At 58.3% G+C, this 21868-nt stretch carries 19 protein-coding genes and 1 pseudogene; 12 read left to right on the forward strand and 8 right to left on the reverse strand.

Going from position 1 to position 21868, the window contains the following annotated elements; translation table 11 throughout:
• Window positions 1–201 precede the first annotated feature (201 nt).
• Window positions 202–1140, reverse strand: a complete 939-nt coding sequence (locus tag C7I36_RS03625) for a LysR family transcriptional regulator (protein WP_106452381.1) — start codon at window positions 1138–1140, stop codon at window positions 202–204.
• A gap of 123 nt (window positions 1141–1263) precedes the next feature.
• Between C7I36_RS03625 and ydiJ the strand changes: the two genes are divergently transcribed.
• A complete protein-coding gene (ydiJ, locus tag C7I36_RS03630; RefSeq protein WP_106452382.1) occupies window positions 1264–4338 on the forward strand; it encodes a D-2-hydroxyglutarate dehydrogenase YdiJ in 3075 nt (1024 codons plus the stop codon).
• Between the two features lie 86 nt (window positions 4339–4424).
• Window positions 4425–4748, forward strand: a complete 324-nt coding sequence (locus tag C7I36_RS03635) for a transposase (RefSeq protein ID WP_281258117.1) — start codon at window positions 4425–4427, stop codon at window positions 4746–4748.
• 38 nt (window positions 4749–4786) lie between these two features.
• On the opposite strand, the gene C7I36_RS03640 is transcribed toward C7I36_RS03635, so the two are convergent.
• The 4 genes and pseudogenes from C7I36_RS03640 to C7I36_RS03655 all read right to left on the reverse strand — a co-directional run bounded on the left by C7I36_RS03640 (window position 4787) and on the right by C7I36_RS03655 (window position 7836).
• Window positions 4787–5743 (reverse strand): LysR family transcriptional regulator, encoded by a 957-nt coding sequence (locus C7I36_RS03640; protein ID WP_094040413.1) that lies wholly within the window; start codon window positions 5741–5743, stop codon window positions 4787–4789.
• Window positions 5744–5920: 177 nt separating this feature from the next.
• A pseudogene (locus tag C7I36_RS03645) lies at window positions 5921–6037 on the reverse strand (IS3 family transposase); the annotation flags it as partial.
• 46 nt (window positions 6038–6083) lie between these two features.
• On the reverse strand, window positions 6084–7217 hold the full coding sequence (locus C7I36_RS03650) for an ISAs1 family transposase (protein WP_106452383.1): 1134 nt from the start codon (window positions 7215–7217) through the stop codon (window positions 6084–6086).
• Between the two features lie 85 nt (window positions 7218–7302).
• On the reverse strand, window positions 7303–7836 hold the full coding sequence (locus tag C7I36_RS03655; RefSeq protein ID WP_342749476.1) for a transposase: 534 nt from the start codon (window positions 7834–7836) through the stop codon (window positions 7303–7305).
• Between the two features lie 386 nt (window positions 7837–8222).
• Between C7I36_RS03655 and C7I36_RS03660 the strand changes: the two genes are divergently transcribed.
• From C7I36_RS03660 to C7I36_RS17685, 7 genes are all read left to right on the forward strand, one after another.
• On the forward strand, window positions 8223–9242 hold the full coding sequence (locus C7I36_RS03660; RefSeq protein ID WP_094040486.1) for a TRAP transporter substrate-binding protein: 1020 nt from the start codon (window positions 8223–8225) through the stop codon (window positions 9240–9242).
• Between the two features lie 218 nt (window positions 9243–9460).
• Complete coding sequence (locus tag C7I36_RS03665; RefSeq protein WP_094040487.1) at window positions 9461–10012, forward strand: TRAP transporter small permease; 552 nt, start codon at window positions 9461–9463, stop codon at window positions 10010–10012.
• Window positions 10009–11274, forward strand: coding sequence for a TRAP transporter large permease (locus C7I36_RS03670; RefSeq protein ID WP_094040488.1), 1266 nt, complete (start codon window positions 10009–10011; stop codon window positions 11272–11274). Before C7I36_RS03665 ends, C7I36_RS03670 begins: the two co-directional genes overlap by 4 nt.
• Before the next feature lie 74 nt (window positions 11275–11348).
• A complete protein-coding gene (locus tag C7I36_RS03675; RefSeq protein WP_106452384.1) occupies window positions 11349–12515 on the forward strand; it encodes an iron-containing alcohol dehydrogenase in 1167 nt (388 codons plus the stop codon).
• Between the two features lie 62 nt (window positions 12516–12577).
• A complete protein-coding gene (locus C7I36_RS03680) occupies window positions 12578–14155 on the forward strand; it encodes an aldehyde dehydrogenase (NADP(+)) (RefSeq protein WP_106452569.1) in 1578 nt (525 codons plus the stop codon).
• Between the two features lie 104 nt (window positions 14156–14259).
• Window positions 14260–15456 (forward strand): L-2-hydroxyglutarate oxidase, encoded by a 1197-nt coding sequence (gene lhgO, locus C7I36_RS03685; RefSeq protein ID WP_106452385.1) that lies wholly within the window; start codon window positions 14260–14262, stop codon window positions 15454–15456.
• A 17-nt stretch (window positions 15457–15473) separates the two neighbouring features.
• The gene (locus tag C7I36_RS17685; protein WP_254918303.1) at window positions 15474–15689 is read left to right on the forward strand and encodes a nucleotidyltransferase substrate binding protein; all 216 of its coding nucleotides are present in this window, start codon (window positions 15474–15476) and stop codon (window positions 15687–15689) included.
• On the opposite strand, the gene C7I36_RS17945 is transcribed toward C7I36_RS17685, so the two are convergent.
• Complete coding sequence (locus C7I36_RS17945; protein ID WP_106452386.1) at window positions 15655–16041, reverse strand: MASE1 domain-containing protein; 387 nt, start codon at window positions 16039–16041, stop codon at window positions 15655–15657. The two genes, C7I36_RS17685 and C7I36_RS17945, sit on opposite strands and share 35 nt — an antisense overlap.
• 269 nt (window positions 16042–16310) lie before the next feature.
• Here C7I36_RS17945 and C7I36_RS03700 point away from each other — a divergent pair, with 269 nt between their 5' ends.
• The 3 genes from C7I36_RS03700 (at window position 16311) to C7I36_RS03710 (ending at window position 20651) form a co-directional block, all read left to right on the forward strand.
• A complete protein-coding gene (locus tag C7I36_RS03700; protein WP_106452387.1) occupies window positions 16311–17945 on the forward strand; it encodes a BCCT family transporter in 1635 nt (544 codons plus the stop codon).
• 84 nt (window positions 17946–18029) lie between these two features.
• Window positions 18030–19901: a DUF294 nucleotidyltransferase-like domain-containing protein gene (locus C7I36_RS03705; RefSeq protein ID WP_106452388.1), complete on the forward strand. Its 1872-nt coding sequence runs from the start codon at window positions 18030–18032 to the stop codon at window positions 19899–19901.
• A gap of 9 nt (window positions 19902–19910) precedes the next feature.
• Window positions 19911–20651: a 3'-5' exonuclease gene (locus tag C7I36_RS03710; protein WP_219899594.1), complete on the forward strand. Its 741-nt coding sequence runs from the start codon at window positions 19911–19913 to the stop codon at window positions 20649–20651.
• On the opposite strand, the gene C7I36_RS03715 is transcribed toward C7I36_RS03710, so the two are convergent.
• Together C7I36_RS03715 and C7I36_RS03720 are read right to left on the reverse strand one after the other, a co-directional pair.
• Window positions 20612–21184 (reverse strand): DUF3750 domain-containing protein, encoded by a 573-nt coding sequence (locus C7I36_RS03715; protein WP_106452389.1) that lies wholly within the window; start codon window positions 21182–21184, stop codon window positions 20612–20614. The genes C7I36_RS03710 and C7I36_RS03715 overlap by 40 nt on opposite strands.
• 65 nt (window positions 21185–21249) lie before the next feature.
• Window positions 21250–21864: a DUF2726 domain-containing protein gene (locus C7I36_RS03720; protein ID WP_106452390.1), complete on the reverse strand. Its 615-nt coding sequence runs from the start codon at window positions 21862–21864 to the stop codon at window positions 21250–21252.
• Window positions 21865–21868: the final 4 nt, after the last annotated feature.

The raw sequence follows: 21868 nt of genomic DNA on the forward strand, positions 1-21868 counted from the left end.
GGGTTTCTTCAACAAGGGTAAGGTGTTCTATCAGGGTCATGGTCAGGCTCCTTCGGCAAGAGGTGCTGATTAGATCACAGACGATCCACCCGTTCAAATTTCATTAACAAAGTATGATCCCGCCCTGGCTGCGGGCAGTGATCTATCATTCGGAACAATTATTTAAAGTGTACGTAAATCTTCCTAATTGAGTACATTCCACTATATAGCTTCAACAAATGGAGGAAGAATCATTTTAGAGAATTTCTGTCGCACTAGTTGAAGCATCACATCAGCGGCTGGACTCAGAGAACGGCCAAGTCGATGGATTATATACAGATCCCGATAGATGGCAGGATGATCTAGTGGTCTGAATCGTAATTGCTCAAAGGAGTGGGTGCCGGCGGCTAGGGCTGGCAGGATAGACAACCCAAGACCGGTGTCGATAAGCGCAGCCAGGCCAGCCGGATTTGAGACTTCTATACTGGGGTGAGCCAGCACCAGTTCAATGCCGTGGCCGGCAGGATTACGGGACAACTGGGCTCGAATGCCGGTATCGGTGGATAGCATCAGCAGCTTTTCATGCTTCAGTTCCTGCCAGGCTATTGCTCCCTGCTGTTGCGCTAAGGGGTGATCTGGTGCGAGTACGACACCATAACGGTCACGCAGGAGTGGAAAGTAGCTCAGTTCTGGCTGTTCGGAGTGGTTACCGCCGATGCCAAAGTCAACGTGATTCGCCAGCACATGCTGCTCAATTCCGGCTGCACTGTCATCACGTAGCAGTAGGCTGATGTGAGGGTAGAGGCTGTGGAACTCCTTGATCACGGGAGGCAGTAGACAGGATAGTGTTGACGGTGAGACGGCAATGCCTACTTTGCCGTGCTGGTAAGCGGCCACAGCCTGCAGGTCGCCCACTGCGGTATCAAAATCCGACAGCAGTCGTTCGGCCACCGGCAGGAATCGCTCTCCCTCCTGGTTGAGCAGCACGCGGCGAGTGGTGCGATCGAGCAGGATCAAACCGGTTTGCTGTTCCAGCTGCTTGATGGTCGCAGTCAGTGACGACTGGGTCACATGCAGGTGTTCGGCCGCCCGGGTAAAGCTGCCATGCTGGGCCACGGCAATAAAGGCCCGCAGATGCCGAATGGATAGATTATTCGCCATTTTTTATTAATTAATAAAATTTTACCGTTTGAGTGATAAATAGGGATTCTGCATCATGGCGCTCATGATGACAAATGGTGCTAAGCCTAGGTCGGCCGCACCCCGATGAGGTCGATTGACGCCATGATCCCAGGCATTTCCCATACCGATACCACAGCCCCCCTGTATCTGGACTTTCTCGCCGAGCTTGAAGGTCAGGGATTCAAGGGAGAAATCAGCTCCGATTATGCCAACCGGGTGGTGCAGTCTACCGACAACAGCATCTACCAGTTACTGCCTCAGGGAGTGCTTTATCCGGCCGGCATTGAGGATTTAATGCTGATCGCCCGCATGGCGGCGGAGTCGCGTTTCAGCGGCATTCGCATGAGCCCGCGGGGTGGCGGTACCGGCACCAACGGCCAGTCGCTGACCGACGGCCTGATCGTCGACTGTTCCCGGCACATGAACCGCATCCTCGAGATCAACGCCGAGCAGCGCTGGGTTCGGGTGGAAGCCGGGGTGGTCAAGGATCAGCTCAATGCGGCGCTGAAGCCTTACGGTTTGTTCTTCGCCCCTGAGCTGTCGACCAGCAACCGTGCCACCATAGGTGGCATGATCAATACCGATGCCAGCGGCCAGGGCTCCTGCCTGTATGGCAAGACCCGCGACCATGTACTGGCCCTGCGTTCGGTGCTGCTGGATGGCACCGCCTGGGAGTCGGCTCCGCTGGATGAGGCCGAGTTCGAACAAATTGCGGCACGCGATGACAGCGTTGGTGAACTGCATCGGTTGGTCGACGACATTTATCAGCGCCGCCGCGCCGATATCGCCGACCGCTTTCCAAAACTGAACCGGTGCCTGACCGGCTATGATCTGGCCCATATTCGCGATGAACAGGGCCGCTTTAACCTCAACTCGGTGCTCTGTGGTGCGGAAGGGTCATTGGCCTTCATCGCCGAGGCCAAGCTCAATGTCTTGCCGATCCCGAGTTGCTCGGCGCTGGTCAATATCAAGTACGACAGCTTTGAGGCCTCGTTGCGTGATGCCAAGGCGCTGATGGACTGGGGGCCGACCTCGATCGAGACGGTGGACTCCAGGGTATTGAACCTGGCGATGGGCGACATTGTCTGGGATTCGGTGCGCGATTATTTTCCCCATGACGCCGGTGAGCCGGAGATCCACGGCATCAACCTGGTGGAGTACACTGCCGATAATGACGCCGAGCTGAAAGCCGGTGTCGAGAAGCTGCAGGCGCACCTGGAGGCGGTCAGTGGCCAGCCCGGCCAGAGTTTCGGCTATACCGTGGTGTACGGCAGCACCGAGATCAACAAGATATGGGCCATGCGCAAGAAAGCGGTGGGCCTGCTCGGCAATGCCGAAGGGGAGCGTCGGCCACTGCCCTTTGTTGAGGATACCGCGGTGCCACCGGAGAACCTGGCCGACTTTATTATGGAGTTTCGTGCCGTGCTCGATCAGCGAGGACTGCAATACGGCATGTTCGGGCATGTGGATGCGGGGGTGCTGCACGTGCGCCCGGCGATCGACATGAAGGATCCGGCCGAGGAGGGGCTGATCCGGGAAGTCACCGACGAGGTGGTGCGCCTGACCCGCAAATACAAGGGCTTGCTGTGGGGCGAACATGGCAAGGGTATCCGCTCCGAATACGCGCCCGAGTTTTTCGGCGACCTGTATCCCGAGCTGCAGCGTATCAAGGGCGCCTTTGATCCCCACAACCAGCTCAACCCCGGCAAGATTGCCACGCCGTTAACCAGCGAAGCCGAGTTGTTCAGGATTGATGGCGTCGCTACTCGCGGCCAGCATGATCGACAGATCCCGGTGGCGGTGCGTGACACGTTCGAGTCGGCGATGAACTGCAACGGCAACGGCGCTTGCTTCAACTATGCCGCCAATGATGCCATGTGTCCGTCCTGGAAGGGCACGCGCGAGCGCATTCATTCCCCCAAGGGGCGGGCATCGCTGGTGCGGGAATGGTTGCGACTGATGTCCGGACAGGGCGTCGATCTCAACGCGGCCGGCCAACGGGCCCGAGCGAGCTCTTTTCTCGGAGGGTTGCCGCAGCGAGTTCGTAACAGTCTGGGCAAAAAGCGCGGCGAGTACGATTTCTCCAACGAGGTGCATGCCTCCATGATGGGCTGCCTGGCCTGCAAGTCCTGTGTGGGCCAGTGTCCGATCAAGGTGAATGTGCCGGACTTTCGGGCCCGTTTTCTCGAAGTGTATTACAGCCGTTATCTGCGCCCGGCCAAGGACTACCTGGTCGGCAGCCTGGAATACATGATGCCGGTGCTGGCCCGGTTTCCGGCGCCCTATAACTGGGCGATGCGCAACCGGCTTATGCAGCGGTTCTTTCAGCAGCGGGTCGGCATGGTCGACAGTCCCGAAATCAGCCGCCAGGATCTGCGGCGGGAGCTGCGCCAGCGCGGTATTCCACTGGCGACACCGGCCACGGTGGCGCAATTGAGCGAGGCGCAACGTGCCAAAGCGGTGGTGATTGTGCAGGATGCCTTCACCAGTTACTTCGAAACCGGGCTGGTGCTTGATGTGGTCGATCTGCTTGGCCGGCTCGGCTTCCAGGTGCTGGTGGCGCCCTTCAGGCCCAATGGCAAGCCGCTACATGTGCATGGCTTCCTCGGCACCTTTACCAGGGCCGCGCGTGGCAATGCCGCCATGCTCAAGGTGCTTACCGACAGCGGCCTGCCACTGGTCGGCATCGATCCGTCGATGACACTGACCTACCGCCAGGAATACGCCTATGCGCTGCCGAAGGCGGAGCTGCCGGAGGTCATGCTGATCCAGGAATGGCTCGGCAAGCAGCAGGAGGTGCTTGCGCAAGCGGGGGCTGGGTTGCCCGCCGGCACCTTCCGGCTGCTGCCACACTGTACCGAAAAGACCTCTGCGGCACCGTCCATTCGTGACTGGCAGACTGTGTTTGCGGCGCTGGGTCAGAAACTGGAGGTGCTGGAGGTGGGCTGCTGCGGCATGTCCGGCACCTATGGTCATGAAAGTGCCAACTATCAGACCTCCAGGCGCATCTATGAGCTGAGCTGGCACGAGCCGGTCAACGATGCGAATAACCAGGGCAAGCTGGTGGCTACCGGTTATTCCTGCCGCAGTCAGGTCAAGCGCTTTGACGGGCAACGGTTGCCGCACCCGCTGCAGGTTTTGTTGGCGCAGTTGGGATGTGCAGATGATAAAGGTTAGTTTTTTGTAAATAACTGATCCTGATAGTGCTACATTCTGGCTGTTCCGTAACCACTTCCGGGAAAGGGCGAAACCGTATCCATGAAGTGCCTGACTCGTTGGAGAAGCATGCCAAGCTGGTTCGCTCCTGGCTGGAAAAACATAAGCAAGAGATAGAGGTGTTTTATCTGCCGCCTTATTCACCCGAGCTCAACCCAGATGAATACCTGAATGGTGATCTGAAGCAAGGGATCCGGGCGTCATCGCCGGCTCGCAGTCACCAAGATCTCAAGGCTAAGGTCACACGACATATGAAGGGGTTTCAGAACAAACCTGACCGGGTTAAAAATACTTCAAACATCCTCTTATCCGGTATGCGGCGTGATCTATTTGCAAGCCGGGTTAATATTCGGAACAGCTATTTACCCTAAGGTACCGGGTAAAACGGCGAGCAGGGTAGGACGTTTGTTTACCCTTGCCAGTTGTCTGGGTCATAGGTTTTTCCTATGTTAAGATAAAGCCGGGAGATTAGTAAATGGGCTGCGGGTGTCAGTTGAGCGTCCTGCCGTTTGACGATGTTGCAGTCACCCATTGATGGGGTGATATCTATATCAAGTAAGGCAACCAGCTGATTTTGGGCAAAAAAGCGTGCTACGTCCTCTGGTAGGGCGGCAACCAGGCTCGGATCCTGCTGCAATAGCATAATGGTGGCTACAGCCGAGGCAGTCTCTAGCGAGGGTTGAATCGGTTCTAGACCGGATTGCTGCAGTTCGCGTTCAATGGCACGTCGCATCGGCATATTGGCGGTATAGAAAATCCACGGATAGCTGGCAAGTTTGGAAAAATTAAGGCGCTTTATCCTGGCCAGTGGGTGTTGGATATGGGTCACCACGGCGATAGGCTCATCACTGAGCGGCAGACTATCGGTAGCGGAAAGCTTGTGTCCCATGGCGGGCCGGCATAGCGCGAGATCAAGGCGTCCTTGAGCAAGCTGGTTCATCAGGTTACCGCTATTGTCTTCAAAAATTTCTATTGAGAGCGACGGCTGTTCCTTCCGCAACTCATGCACGGCCTTGGTCAGTAGCGGCATGGCACCCATGACAGCCCCAACGGCAATGTGGCCTCCGGCACCCTCAATCAGCCCCGTGATTTCCTCTCTCATGTGCGCAATATCATTACAAATCAAACGGGAATAGCGGGTAACGCAGCGCCCGGCTTCATTGGCAACTATGCCTTTTGAGGTGCGCTCAAACAGCAGCATGCCGATGGAAACCTCGATTTCTTGCAGGACCTTGGTCGCCCCAGGCTGAGAGATTGAAATCGCCCTGGCTGCTTTGTGCAATGAGCCGTGATCCTCGATGGCCACTAGCAACTGCATATGTTTCAGACGCAGGCGGGAGAGAATAGAGGTTAATGATGGCAACATGAGGTGTCTTCCGCAGTGGTGAGCAATCTTATCTGCTGGTGAAGCCTATAAGACCACGGCATACCGGCTGACGCTCACCGTTACTACAAGGGAGCATGCCTGGATGATACCTGCGAACTGCGTCTGGTTGAAGGTCAATTCCTCATTTGATCTGGCAACAGTTTTCCGGACACATTCTCAAGCAACTGCTCGCAGCTCTGATTCATAGCCCAATGGACTCATGTAGTCATTGCTGGAATGCAGCCGCACCCGGTTATAAAACACTTCGATATACTCGAAGATGGCCTGCTTCGCCAGGGTGAGAGCGTGAACATTTTGTTAAAAACCAAGGTATTCATGCTCACTGCGCCGCCATCGCCCTCAGTCCTGCTGCCAAGACCTGATCCAGATAGTCTGTGTTCATGCTGGCTATCTTCTGCTTTCGCCGGATGCTGGCTTTCTTCGTTGTTTCTGCCCGCAACATATTCAACGCCAGGTGACGCATGCAAGACAGAATTTCAGCCGCTTCACCGCGATAGATGGGGCAAGCATCTTCGTTCATCGACACGTCCAGCACCCAATGCAGGCTGTTCTCAATCCGCCAGTGGTCCCGCACCGCTGCAGCGAAGCGAGCCTGGTCCAGCTCCGCCGAACTGATGTAGTAGCGGTATTCGAGGGACTGTTTGCCTGATTTTTCCAGACGATAGCCGATGGCCACCCCCAGGGTTTTCAGGCCCTGCCACTCCGGGAACTGGCTGGCTACGTCACCGGCAGCAAGCACATGGTATTCCCTGGCCTCTATGCGGCCATGCCCGTTCTCCACCGTCACACTGGCCGGGTCGGCTGCTGCCGAGTGGAGCGGTCGGAGTGCTTGCTGAACCGCGCGGTGCAACAGCTCCTGGTTACCCTTGACCGCCAGCAGGTAGTCTCCCCCTTGCTTGACGACGGTGCCGGCGATATCGGTCTGACAGCCCATGGCATCAATGGACACCAGGCACCCCTTGATATCCAGCAGCTTGAGCAATGCTGGAATGGCCGTGATTTCATTGGACTTGGCATCGGTTTTCAACTGGCCCATGACCACGCCGTTGCCGGTGGCGAAGGCGCTGACCATATGAATGGCGGAGCGGCGGCTTTCCCGGTGGCAAGAGCCCCGTAGCACCTTGCCATCGATGACAATCAGTTCACCCTCGGTACGCTCATTGACCGATTGCGCCCAACGAATAAAGCTCTGCTGGAACTGGGCTGGGTCAAGGCGAGATACAATACGGGCGATGGTGTCGTGGACCGGCACCCCATCAGGGAACAACCCTTTTTGCTGGAACCAGTCCAGATGGACTTCGCCGAAATCCTCTATGTCCTCCCAACCCTCGGCGCCGGCGATGACGGCACAGACTGTCAGGAACAGGACATCGAACAGGGGATAGCTGATTTTGGCGGACTGACGAGGGTCTTCCAGCTCACCGAAATACTGAGAAAATGCATCAAGGCTCATCATGGCTCTCCCAAAAAGGGAGTATCAGATCACAACACGATCTGTGGGTCAAACAGAACGAAGTGTGCAAAAAACGTTCGCGATCTCACCCTGGCTCACCAGCTGCTTGTAACGGGACATCGCCGTTTCTGCCAGCGAACGCTGATGGTAGCCTGATGTGCTTTTCCATTCGGACAGACTCCCTGATTTCAGCGCCGTGACCACCTCGTTTCTTGGATGTCCTTCTTCCCAGTAGCCCGCATTTTTGCGCGGTGGGATGCGCTTTGCTGCCTTTTTTGAGCAGTAATTGATGGCATTCCCGAGTATCGTAAGCGCCGTCGCCCGACACATGATGTAACTGACGCCGCAACGGGTTGAGCAAGGTCGGCAAGACCTCGTTATCGGCCACATTCTCCAGGCTGACCTCGGCGGCGATGACTTCGTGAGTCCGGGCATCCACGGCCAGGTGCAACTTGTGCCAGACCCGGCGTTTATCCTTGCCATGCTTGCGTTGTTTCCATTCGCCTTCACCGAACACCTTCAGTCCGGTGGCGTCGATAACCAGGTGGGTGACCGCCCCTTTACTGGGCAAGCGGTACTTCACGTTCACCGTCTGGGCGCGCTTGCTGATGCTGCTCACAAATATTTTACAGTTCCCAGTCGGGTAGGTCATCGCGAAGTTGTTGCCTTACTCGTGGTTTCCTCAGGAAAAAGATTGCTTTAGTGTAGGTATATATTGAATGTGATGATATTTTTATTCTTTTAATTCAGACAGTTATGGTTTTTTGTTGAGTTCGGACATTCTCGGTGTCTGGATCTTTACTGCTTCGAATTGTAGCTGTAGCTTCTCAAAGTGATTACCTTTGGTTATATATCAATCATGACTATTCATTACAATATTTTATCGTGCTGCGTAAATTGTTCGTTAAGAAGTAGTGGGCGGCCTGCGTCATTGACCAGGCAAGCTCCTTTTACATGGTGTAATTTATGCCTGTTGGTCATAAATAAAACAAAAAGGATGTAGTTATGTTTAAACAACTGAAGCCCCGTAAGCTCTGCCAGGCCATGGTAGTATGCTCCCTGGTGTTCTCCGGTGCAGCCAGCAGTGCCGAGTATCGAATCAAGGTTTCCCATTCTTCTCCCGCCGTTAATGATCGGCTTGAAGCCTCGCTGCAGGTATTCAAGCAAAACGTGGAGGCGCGAACTGATGGTGCCGTGTCCATCTCCACCTTCCCCGCCAGCCAGCTAGGGGGAGAACGGGAGCAGCTGGAGGGTGTCCAGTTCGGCTCCATTGAGATGGCGGTGCTAGCTGGTCCCGTATCCAGCATCTATCCTGAGGTGCTGGTTTTTGACCTGCCTTATTTGTTCAAAAACCAAGAAGTAGCTTATCAGGTACTGGACGGAGACTTCGGCCAGAAAATTTTGGATGGCATGTTGCCTAAAACTGGCATCCGCGGCCTAGCCTGGGGCGAAAACGGCTTTCGCCATTTTACCAACCGTGCTCGTCCCATCTCATCGCCTAGTGATCTTAATGGTATGAAAATTCGTACCATGGAAAACCCAGCGCACATGAAGATGGTGGAGTCCTTCAACGCTACCGCCACGCCCATGGCCTTTGGTGAGGTGTATTCTTCGCTGCAGCAGGGAGTGATCGATGGTCAGGAAAATCCGATCTCCCTAATTGAGAGCATGCGTTTTTATGAGGTGCAGGAACATCTCACCTTGGACGGCCACGTCTATAACCCCTTTATGTTTATAGTGAACAACCGCTTTTTTGAGCGGCTGCCTGATGAGTACCAGACCGTTATTCAGGAAGAGGCTCGTAACTGGGCCAACATCCAGCGGGAGTTTAATGCCGAGCAGGAAAATAAAGGTCTTCAAAAGCTCAAGGAAGAAGGCATGCAGGTGGTGGAGCTCAGTGATGAAGACAAGCAGCTATTTAGGGAGCAAACCAAACCTGTTTATGACTTCTATCGCAAGCAGCTGGGCGATGAAATTATTGACGAGCTGATGCAGGCCGTTGCTATGGCGGAAGGTCTTCAGTAACCCTCCTCACATCCAGGTGATGGACGAGGGTATCGTACTTAACGCTATCACTGTATTAGAAAACAACGTCCTGGCTTTATTTCTTTCTCTCCACTCCCTCTCCGTTCGGTTCGTAAGTAGTCGAACGGAGAGGTGAGATAGAAGAGTATTTTCAAGTGCAGGCCCATATAAAACCAGCACGCCAGTGATGATGTTATTGGCAAGAATGGTGTTTTGATATGACGATAATAGGTTTTTTTAAAAAGCTGGACGGGATCCTGACCGGTATTGAAGAGCGGCTTATCTACCTGCTGATGGCCAGCATGCTGACCATTGTATTCCTGGCGGTACTCAACCGCTTTCTGATCCAATTGCCCATGTCTTGGTCTGAAGAGGTGGCGCGCTATCTGATGATCTGGGCAGCCTTTGTGGGGGCAAGTCTGGGGGTCAAGAATTCTGTGCATATTTCCGTGGATGCACTGGTGCATGCAATTCCTCCTGCTGCCCAGCGTATGATGACTCAATTGGGTAATGTGTTGAGCTTTGCTTTTTGTGCCTGGTTTTTCTACATCGGTGCCGAATTCATTGGCCGGTTAATGGATGCAGGCCAGCTGTCACCCGCCCTGCGTATGCCCATTTACTATGCCTATGCAGCAGTGCCCTGTGGTTTTGCGCTGATGTCGGTACGTTACCTGATCAGCTTTGTTTATTTATTTTATGAAAAAAGCAGCGATGTCCGGAATGAAAGCCTGAATATCGAAGGTGCCATGGAAAGAGGAAAGAAAAAATGACATCCGCTATGTTTATGGGCATGTTCGCGCTGATGCTGTTGAACATACCTCTGGCTCTGAGCATTGCCTTTGCCTGTGTGCTCGCATTCATGTTCTTTACCGATATGCCCATGTTTGTGACCGTGCAGCGTATATTCACCGGCATTGATTCTTTTCCGCTGATGGCGATACCCTTTTTCCTGCTGGCCGGCAAGATCATGGAAAAAGGTGGGGTTTCCATCCGACTGGTCAATCTGGGCGCCAGTATGGTGGGCTCAACTCCGGGAGGCTTGGCCATTATCGCCTTGCTGGCTAGCATGTTTTTCGCGTCCATTTCGGGATCCGCCCCCGCCACAGTGGTAGCTATCGGCAGCATCATGGTGCCGGCCATGATCAAGGCGGGTTATGACAAGGGATTCTCGGTGGCGCTAATGGCGGTGGGTGGCACTATCGGCATCATCATTCCGCCCAGCATTCCGTTTGTGGTCTATGGCATCTCCGCCAATGTCAGTATTGGTGATCTCTTTATCGCCGGTATAGTCCCCGGTCTGGTGGTGGGTGGGTCGCTGATTGCCTATGCCTTTTATTACTCCAGAGCTCGGGGCTATCGGGGAGGGACACCCACCAGTTTCCCTCATTTTATCGACTGCCTGAAAAAATCAGTGCTTGGTCTGGCTATGCCAGTGATTATTCTGGGCGGGATCTACAGCGGTGTTTTTACTCCGACCGAATCCGGCGCTATTGCCTGCGTCTATGGCCTGATCATTTCCTTGTATGTGTATAAGGAACTGAAGCTGGCTGATCTGAAAGAGATCTTTGTATCGTCCGGGTTGACTTCATCCATGGTGCTTCTAATTATTGGTGCTGCCAATATCATGGGTTGGGTGTTAACGACAGAGCAGTTTCCGCAACAGGTTTCCGACTGGATTTCCAGCCTTGGTGCCGAGACAGTTTGGTTGTTGATTGCTATTAACGTGGTGCTACTTTTGATCGGGACTTTCCTCGAGCTGAACGCCGCCATCATATTGCTGGTGCCAATACTGTTGCCGATACTTGGAAATGAGGGTGTTAACCTCATTCACTTTGGTGTCATTATGATCACCAACTTGGCGATCGGCTTGCTGACACCACCTCTGGGGGTCAATCTCTTTGTTGCCAAGAGCCTGAGTGATACCACCTTTGCGCTGATCGTCAGAAAGGTTTTCCCGCTGCTACTGGTGATGATCGTCGACCTGTTGCTGTTTACCTTCTTGCCCAAAATCTCGTTGCTGTTTGTCGACTAGGAGCGCCGGCCCGGCTTGACCGGGCCCGGAATTATTGACTGGGGCAAGTCCCAAATCCAAACAAAGAGGATGTTATGCAAAACTTCAATTTTTACTTCCCCACTACGCTCAAATCCGGCTTTGGTCTGATAAAACAGTCCGGCAACTTACTTAAGCCTTATGTGCAGGAAAAATTGTTGGTAGTGACAGATCAGGGGCTAATTGATGCCGGCGCACTGAACGGTTTTTTTGCGTCCCTGGAACAGGCGGGCGTGAATTATCACGTTTATCAGGATGTACAGCCAAACCCCGCCGTTGAAGTGATCGAAGACGCAGTGGCCGTGTTGAAACGCACCGGCTGTGATGCGATCGTGGGTGTAGGGGGGGGGAGCAGCATCGATACCGCCAAGGCAGTGGCTGCGATGGCCACTAACCCGGGCAGTATTCTCGACTATGAGGGCTACGACCGCCTGGTTAATGCTCCCATGCCACTGTTTGCCATTCCCACGACCTCGGGTACCGGAAGCGAGTGCACCGCCTCTACTGTGGTGACCAACCCGGCAAACAAGTTCAAAACTGCCATTATCAGCCCTTTGCTGTTCCCGAAGCTGGCGATTCTTGATGCGGAACTGACCCTCAAGTTACCGCCGGCCATTACCGCTTCGACCGGCATGGATGCGCTGACTCACGCCATTGAGTCTTACGTATCCAAGCAGGCAAACCCCATCAGCCGGGCCCTGGCCATTCAAGCGATCATCATGATCGCGCAAAATCTGAAAAAGGCCTATTTCGTGGGCACAGATGCCGAAGCCAGGGATAACATGTTGGTAGCTTCCTTCCTGGCAGGCCTGGCCTTTTCCCAGTCCAAGCTGGGTAATGTACACGCCATTTCCCATACATTTGGCGGCATTTTCAACATTCCCCACGGCGTGGCCAATGCCGCCCTGCTGCCCTATGTGGTCAAGTTCAACCTGCCTGCCTGCCCGGGTCTGTTCCGGGATATCGCTGTCGCCATGGGCGAAAATGTGGACGGCCTGGATGAGAAGGCCGCCGGCAGCAAGGTGATCGACGCCATTTTCCGCCTGAACCAGGCCATTGATATTCCGCTGAATGTCCAGGAGTTGGGCGTTGATCTGGCAATGCTGCCGCAGATGGTAGAAGACTCCATGCGCAGCGGCAACGTGCTGGTCAATCCCCGCCTGACTCGAGCCGCCGATATCGAGCGGATCATCACCGATGCCTACCACGGCAAGCTGGACTGAGCCCTGGCTACCGAACTGCGGGAGCAGAACTACCTGTGAAACGAATGATTGAGGAAAAGCAAATGTTGTTAACTGGAGAAATGCTGATCGGCCAGCAGGCTGTAGCCGGCAGCCGTGAACCCATTTATGCCATCAACCCGGCCACTAACGAGCAACTGGCACCGGCCTATCATGGCGGGACCAGCAAAGAAGTGGAGCGCGCCGCCCAACTGGCCTGGGAAGCCTTCGACCACTTCCGCGAAACCTCCCTCGACACCCGTGCCGGCTTGCTGGATACCATTGCCAGTGAGATTGAGGCCCTAGGGGATACCCTGATCCAGCGCGCTATGGCGGAAACCGGTCTGCCCCAGGCCCGTCTTGAAGGCGAGCGGGCTCGCACCTGTAATCAACTGCGGCTATTCGCCGAGGTGGTACGTTCCGGCGACTGGCTGGATGTGCGCATCGATCCGGCCATGCCGGAACGCCAGCCGATGCCGCGAGTTGATATGCGCCTTCGTCAAATCCCTGTGGGACCCGTTGCGGTGTTTGGCGCCAGCAACTTTCCGTTGGCCTTCTCGGTAGCCGGTGGCGACAGCGCCTCGGCGCTGGCCGCAGGCTGCCCGGTTATTGTCAAGGCACACTCTGCTCATCCCGGTACCTCCGAGCTGGTGGGACGTGCGGTGCAAAAGGCGGTGGCCCAATGCGGCCTGCCCGAGGGGGTGTTCTCGGTATTGTTCGGTTCCGGCCGGGAAGTAGGCGCCACCCTGGTGGCCGACCATCGTATCAAGGCAGTAGGCTTCACTGGCTCCTTCAGCGGCGGTACCGCACTGATGCAGATTGCCCAGCAGCGCAAGGAGCCGATCCCGGTATTCGCCGAGATGAGCTCCAGCAACCCGGTGTTCTTGCTGCCGGAGGCGCTCAAGGCCCGGGGCCAGGAGCTGGCCGAGGCCTTTGTCACCGTGCTTAACAATTGCGCTGGCCAGTTCTGTACCAGCCCGGGGTTACTGATCGCCGAGCGCAGCGAGGCACTTGATGCCTTTGTGGCCCGGGCCGCGGAGCGTATTGAACAATGCCCGACTCAGACCATGCTCACCCCCGGCATCTTTGATGCCTATGAACAGGGTGTGAATGCCCTGATAGCCAATGCCAGAGTGCGGCAAGTGGCCCGCGCCGGGGAAAGTGCGGCTCCCAACCAGTGCCGTGCAGCCCTCTTTGTAGTGGCTGCGGCGGACTTTATCGCCGATGAAAGTCTGCATCATGAAGTATTTGGCTCCGCAGCCCTGGTGATCGAATGTGCCGATCAGGCTGAAGTTCAGCAAGTTGCTGAGCGTCTTGAAGGCCAGCTCACCGCCACCCTGCAGCTGGATGACGCCGATATGGACGTCGCCCGCCGGTTGCTACCGGTGCTGGAGCGCAAGGCTGGCCGGGTATTGGCCAACGGCTGGCCGCCCGGACTGGAGGTGGTCCACGCTACCGTGCACGGTGGTCCCTTCCCGTCAACCTCCGACAGCCGCACCACCTCGGTGGGCAGTGCCGCCATCGTGCGTTTCTTGAGGCCTGTGTGCTATCAGAACTTACCCGATATCCTGCTGCCAGCTGCCCTCAAAGAGAGTAATCCGCTGCAGCTCAAGCGGCGTTATGACGGCAAGTATGAATACTGATCCCCTATTCCTCTGATGCTAAGCATATGCCGGTATGCTCACCTCGCCGGCATCCTTTGTTTTTGAGCAGCATCCGGGGTGATTTCAACAATAAAGAGGATTACATGTACGATTTTATTATCGTCGGCGGCGGCATCCTGGGCATGTCGACCGCCATGCAGCTTAAGCAGGTTTACCCCGACAAGCGCATGTTGCTGCTGGAAAAGGAAAGTGGGCCAGCCCAGCACCAGACCGGCCATAACAGCGGTGTGATCCACGCTGGTGTGTATTATACCCCAGGTAGCCTCAAGGCAAACTTCTGTCTAGAAGGCAACCTGGCCACCAAGGCGTTCTGTGAGGCGAATGATGTGCCCTTTGATGTCTGCGGCAAGCTGCTAGTGGCCACCAGTGAGCTTGAAATGGAGCGGATGAAGGCATTATGGGAGCGTACCGCCGCCAACGGCCTTGAGCGGGAGTGGCTGTCGGCCGGGGAACTGGCCGAACGCGAGCCCAATATCACCGGGCTGGGCGGCATTTTAGTGCCCTCCAGCGGCATCGTTGACTACGGCGCGGTCACCCGGGCTATGGCCGATCAGTTCAAGCGTATGGGAGGCGAGATCCGTTATAACAGCCAGGTCACCGGCCTGGAAGAGCGCCGCGATGGAGTGGTGGTCAAGACCAGCAGCGACGAGTTTACCAGTCGCTACCTAGTCACTTGCTCTGGGCTGATGGCTGACAGGGTTATTCGCATGCTGGGACAGGATCCGGGCTTTACCATTTGTCCGTTCAGGGGTGAATACTACCGGCTGCCGAAACAGCACAACGATATCGTCAATCACCTTATCTACCCCATCCCCGATCCGTCCATGCCGTTTTTGGGAGTACACCTGACCCGTATGATCGATGGCAGTGTCACAGTAGGGCCCAACGCCGTGCTGGCGTTCAAGCGCGAGGGCTACCGCAAGCGTGATGTGTCTCTTGTCGATCTGGCACAGATGTTCAGCAACCCCGGCATTCTCAAGGTGCTGGCCGCCAACCTGCGCCCGGGCCTTGCCGAGATGAAGGACTCCCTGTACCGGCGCGGCTACCTCGAGCGGGTACGCAAATACTGCCCGAGCCTGACCATGGCTGATCTCGAGCCCTATCCGGCTGGGGTGCGCGCTCAGGCGGTGTCCCGGGATGGTAAACTGGTGGATGACTTCCTGTTCGTCAACACAGCCCGCACGGTTAACGTCGGCAATGCTCCCTCGCCGGCGGCCACTTCGGCATTGCCTATTGGTACGCACATTGTCGAACAGGTCAAGGTGATGGTAGAAGGCTAAACGAGATTTCGGCCAACATACCACGGGAATGCCTGCAACAGGCTTATGTCGCCCACTGGCTGGACGATGAAGGCGAATGGCTCTCCATGCTCAAGGACCGCAATTTTACTCTGCATTCCTACAAGGAAGAGGTGGCATGGGATATCTACCGGCGACTGCCGGATCACCTGGCCGCCATGCAGGCGCTGCACCAACTGCTCAGCCAGCGTTTTGGCGGTAGCGCTGGCGAGTAGAGGTGGATTGCGTCACTCGGAACAAAAAACGGCGGCGAGTTGCTTTTTTGTTCCGTCTCCAAACCAGCATGGATAGTAGCAGGCCGGACACAGAGAGAGCCGTGGCGGCATCTATCAGGAAAGCGCCCAGCCAGATACCCGGCCAGCACCGCCGCCCCCAAATTAGCAGCACGGTCACCGCCACCCCGGCGGCAGGCCAGATGGGGGAGGCATAGCCGGAAGACAAGGTCAGCGTTATGCCCAGGCCGCCCGCCAGCAGGTACAACAAGGCGGCAACCAGGTTGCGACGTAGCAGGATCCCGCCGGAAAGGGCCTGGGCTGAAAGGGAGACTGGGCCTGGGATGGGGTTCATGTGCTGACTCTTATCATACCGACACCATGGTCGGGGCGTTTTTGTTGTTGAATAGATAGGGAAATGATAACAGAGCTTCAGTTGGCATACGCCAGGAAAGGCGCGCCGAAATTCGTGTCCCTGTAGTACCCCAAAAGGGTGATGGCGTATTGCGTTCTCGCTGCCGGCCAGGCCGCCATTGTCCCCCCTGGTCTGTAATTGAGTTACAAAGTTGTGCTACCCTTTATTACCTCAGAGGATAACCCGCTGATCAATGAGGGAAATTATTTATGGCAGATCAAGATAACCATGATGTTATCGCCCCGGAAGGAAAGGTGAATCCGATCGATACGGATTACCAGGTGGGACAGGACAACATCGCCTTGCAGATAGGCCCCTTCGGCCTCGATATCCATAACCGGGTGTTTATGATTTCGGGCCTGGCGATTGTGGCCTTCGTGTTTTTGACGCTGGCGTTTCAAAACCAGGTGGGCCCCATGTTCGGGGATTTGCGTAACTGGCTGACATCGAGCCTGGACTGGTTTTTCCTGATTTCCGGCAACATCTTCGTGCTGGTATGCCTGGGACTCATCCTGTCGCCCCTGGGCCGGGTGCGCATCGGCGGCACCGAGGCCAAGCCGGATTTCAGCTACCTGGGCTGGTTTTCCATGCTGTTTGCCGCCGGCATGGGGATTGGCCTGATGTTCTACGGGGTGTCCGAGCCCCTGTCCCATTACGGCACCGCCCTGGGCGGCGTCAGTGTCGAAAACGGCGCGCGCACCGACTGGGCGCCGCTGGGGGGCGCGGCCGGCAACAGTGCCGAGGCGGCCCGGCTCGGCATGTCGGCCACCATCTACCACTGGGCGCTGCATCCCTGGGCCATTTATGCGGTGCTGGCCCTGGGGCTGGCCATCTTCTCCTTCAACAAGGGCCTGCCGCTGACGGTGCGCTCGGTGTTCTATCCGCTGCTGGGTGAGCGGGTCTGGGGCTGGCCCGGCCACATTATCGACATCCTGGCGGTGGTGGCCACCCTGTTTGGCCTGGCTACTTCCCTGGGGCTGGGGGCCTCCCAGGCCAGCGCTGGCCTCAACTATTTGTTTGGCCTGCCCGGCGGCACCACCACCGAGATTGTGCTGGTGATCCTGATCACCGCCGTGGCCATGGTGTCGGTGCTGGCCGGCCTGGACGCGGGGGTGAAGCGGCTGTCGGAAATCAACATGGTGCTGGCGGCGCTGTTGCTGCTGTTCATCATCATCGTCGGGCCTACCCTGGCCATCCTGACCGGCTTTTTCGCCAACCTGGCGGCCTACCTTGAATACCTGCCGGCCCTGTCCAACCCCATCGGCCGGGAAGACACCAACTTTTCCCAGGGCTGGACCGCCTTCTACTGGGCCTGGTGGATCTCCTGGTCGCCCTTCGTCGGCATGTTTATCGCCCGGGTTTCCCGCGGGCGTACCGTGCGCGAGTTCCTGGTTTCGGTGCTGCTGGTGCCTTCGGCGGCCTGCGTGCTGTGGATGACCGCCTTTGGCGGCACCGCCATCGATCAACTGGCCAACGGTTACCAGTCGGTGGCCGAGGCGGCCCTGCCGCTGCAGTTGTTCACCATGCTGGATGCCCTGCCGCTGGCGCAGATCACCTCCTTTATCGGTATCGTGCTGGTGGTGGTGTTCTTCGTGACCTCGTCCGACTCGGGTTCGCTGGTGATCGATACCATTTCCGCCGGCGGCAAGGTCAATTCGCCCAAGCCCCAGCGGGTATTCTGGTGCACCTTCGAGGGGCTGGTGGCCATTGCCCTGATCCTGGGCGGCGGCCTGGTGGCCTTGCAGGCGATGGCGGTGTCCACCGGTTTCCCCTTTACCCTGGTGCTGCTGGTGGCCTGCGTGGCGCTGATCAAGGGGCTGATGTCGGAACCCAGGGCCGTCTGAGCACGCTCCTTGACACCTTCCGGCAACAACATCCAAGGCAGGCGGGCAACCGCCTGCCTTGTTAGTCATTAAGAGAGGTGCGAGATGGAAGCCGAACAGCTCGAAATCCTGAACTTCATCCGCCAGACCGCCCCCTTCGACGGGCTGCCCGAAGAAACCCAGGCCCGGATCGCGGCCAGTGCCGAGGTGGCCTATTACCGGGCGGGCAGCACCATCCTCGAGTATGGCGCAGCGGTGCACGATCTTTACCTGGTGCGCAGCGGCGCGGTGGAAATTTACCGGCGCAACGGCGAGCTTTACAACCGCCTGAGCGAAGGCAGCCTGTTCGGGCAACTGGGGTTGCTGATGAACAACAGGGTCCGCCTGCCCGCCAGGGCGCTGGAGGACACCCTGCTGTACTGTATTCCCGAGCCGGTGTTCAACGAGCTGTTCGAACAGTTCGAGTCCTTTGCCGATTTTGTCGAGGTGGAGGACAGAACCCGGCTGCGCCAGGCGGTATCCCGCCGGGAGGATGCCAATGAACTGATGACTTCCAGTGTGCGCGAGCTGATCTCCCGGGAGCCGGTGACCATAGCGCGTTCGGCCTCGGTGCGGGAGGCGGCGTTGCGCATGACCGAGGAAGGGGTCTCTTCCATTCTGGTGCTGCAGCCGGAGTCCGCGGGCGAGCCCGGGGTGGCGGGCATCGTGACCGACCGGGATCTGCGCACCCGGGTGCTGGCCACCGGCCTGGCCGCCGATACCCCGGTGGCCGAGATCATGTCGGCCGATCTGGTGGCGCTGGAAAGCAGCCAGTATGTGTTCGAGGCCATGCTCACCATGCTGCGCTGCAACCTGCACCATCTGCCGGTACTGCACCGGGGCCGGCCGGTGGGGGTGATTGCCCTGTCCGACCTGATGCGCCACGAGTCGCGCAACAGCCTGTTCGTGGTGCGCCATATTTTTCGCGCCCAGAGCCGGGCGGAGCTGGCGGCCATTACCGAGGACGTGCGCGCCTGCTTTGTGCGCATGGTCAACGAGGATGCCAACTCGCGCATGATTGGCTCGGCCATGGCCGGGATAGGGCGCAGCTTCAAGCAGCGCCTGCTGGAACTGGCCGAGGCTGAACTGGGGCCGCCGCCGCTGCCCTACTGTTTCCTGGCCCTGGGCTCCATGGCCCGGGACGAGCAGTTGATCGTCACCGACCAGGACAATGCCCTTATCCTCGACGACGGCTACCGGCCGGAAATCCACGGCGACTACTTCGCCGCCCTGGCCCGTTTTGTGTGCGACGGCCTGGCCGAGTGCGGCTACAGCTATTGCAGCGGCGACATCATGGCCAGCAACCCCGAATGGCGCAAAACCCGGCGCCAGTGGGAGCAGTGCTTTACCGACTGGATAGACAACCCCAGCGCCCGCTCGCTGCTCAACAGCTCGATTTTTTTCGATCTGGACGGTGTCTACGGCCGCACCGAATGGGCGGATCAGCTCAACAGCCTGATCCTGCGCCGGGCCCGGCAGCGGCCGCGCTTTCTCGCCAGCATGGCCCGCAACGCCCTGCTGCGCACCCCGCCGCTGGGCTTTTTCAAGGGGTTCGTGATGGAGCAGGACGGCAAGCACAACAATTCCATCAACCTCAAGCGCCGGGGCACGGCGCCCCTGGCCGACCTGATCCGGGTACACGGCCTGGCGGTGGGTTCGCGGGCACAGAATTCCTTTGAACGGCTGCAGGACATTATCGAAGCCGACATACTGCCGCGGGGGCGGGGCCAGGATCTGCGCGACGCCATGGAGTTCATCGCCATGGTGCGCATCCGCCACCAGGCGCTGGATGTGGAGGTGGGGCGCGAGCCGGACAACAATATCGAGCCCGACAACCTGTCCGACTTTGAGCGACGCAACCTCAAGGACGCCTTCCAGATCCTGAGCCAGGCCCAGAAGTACCTGAAATTCCGCTATCAGCCCAACCGGGCGGCGTAAGGAGCGGCCATGTTCTATTTACGACCCGGCGAGATGGCGGAAGGCGGGGCGGCCGGGGCGCCCGACTGGCCGGCGCTGTTCGAGCAGCGCGCCCGCAGCGCCCGTGATTACCGGCTGGAGCGCTTCTACCGGGCCGGCGCGGCGAGCGGCGACACCCCCATCGGCGAGGTGCCCCTGGTGGCGCTGGATTTTGAAACCACCGGCCTGGATCCGGCCCGGGATGCGATCATCAGCATGGGGCTGGTGCCCTTCAGCCTGCAGCGTATCCGCTGTGCCGAGTCGGCCCACTGGATAGTCAATCCGCACAAACCCCTGGCCCGGGAGTCGGTGGTGATCCACCGCATCACCCATTCGGATGTGCAGCAGGCGCCGGATCTGCTGCTGGTGCTGGACGAACTGCTCGCGGCCCTGGCCGGGCGGGTGGTGGTGGTGCATCACAGGGCCATCGAGCGGGGCTTTCTGGACGCGGCGCTGCGGGCCCGGCTGAACGAGGGCATCCGCTTTCCGGTCATCGACACCATGGCGCTGGAGGCCAGGCTGCACCGGCAACGGCCGCTCGGGCTCTGGGCCCGGCTGAGGGGCAAAAAGCCGGTGTCCATCCGCCTGGCGGACAGCCGTGCCCGCTATCACCTGCCTTATTACCCGCCCCATCACGCCCTGACCGATGCCCTGGCCACCGCCGAGTTGCTACAGGCCCAGGTGGCCCACCACTACCGGCCCGACACCCCCTTGTCGGCGCTGTGGTGCTGAGCCGGCGCGAGCCGGGCATAGCCGCTGCCGATGGCGCGCAGGGGCAAATCCAGGCCCAGCCCGGGTACCTGGCGCGCAATCCAGGCGGGAAAGGTGTTGCTGTTGGGGCCGGGGAAGACCCGGTATTCGTCCTTCCAGGGATAGTGGCGGGCGGCCTGGTCGATTTGTTCAATCAACCGGTCCACCCCGGGGCCGCGCCGGTCCAGCAACAGCTCGGGTTCGGCGCCGAACCAGCGGCGATCCGGCAGATCCCGGGCGATGCGCAGGGCCGGCAGGCCGCGGCGGGTACGCCAGCCGATCACTTCATAGACAGTGTATTCGGCGGCCCGGCTGGGTTTGACCGCAATCCAGGTATGCAGGGCAAACCAGCCGCGCCAGCCCCAGGCATCGGCGCCGTACACCTGGATCACCGCCTCCGGGGTGGCGGACGGATCCGGTGCCAGCCCGGCGGGCTGGCGGCTGGCCGATTGCCAGCCGTCGCCGGAGCAGGCGGCCAGCAGCAGCAGGGGTAACAGGGTGAGCAGTCGAGTCATGGGGTTCTCCTGTCGGGGCCTTCACACAGGACCCGGCCGGGCGGCATCCCGTTGCCCGGCCGGTGTTAAAGATGAAAGCGGGGCTCGTCGTCGGGCTCGTCCTGAGGCAGGCGGATCACCGGCTCGACCCGTCCCCGCCCGGGCATGGCGGTCGGCTCGGCGGCGGCGGGGCGCAGCCGGGCGAGCAGCTCTTCGCGCAGTTCGTCGGCGCTCGGCCAGTCCTTGGGAGACAGGTGCACCACCGCCAGGCCGGCCTGCTCGAGCTGTTGCAACAGCCGCGCCCGGTGGCGGCCGTCGGCCTTGCTCAGGCCGTCGTCCACCAGCATGACCGCCAGCCGTACCCGCAAATCCCGGGGCGAGCAGAGTACAAAGTCCAGCTTTTCGCCGAACAGGTCGTGCCAGGCCTGTTCCCGGTGCGCCTTTTTGAGATCGGGGTTGACCTCGAGCACATCGCTCATGCGCACCGAGGGAAACACCCTGAGTTCGCGGCCGATGGCGCTGTCGAGCAGGTGCTGGGCCGCGGCGGCCTCGGGGCTGAACATCAGCCGGCGCACATAGGCTTGCCCGGGACGGCCGCGCCACAGCCGGCGCAGCAGGGCAAACAGCGCCAGCAGGACCAGCAGGGAAACCAGGCTGAACATCAGCCAGTCGAGCAGGGATACGGGCAATAAATCGGTCATGGCG

This window comes from Zobellella taiwanensis, assembly GCF_003012795.1.
GTDB lineage: Bacteria > Pseudomonadota > Gammaproteobacteria > Enterobacterales > Aeromonadaceae > Oceanimonas > Oceanimonas taiwanensis.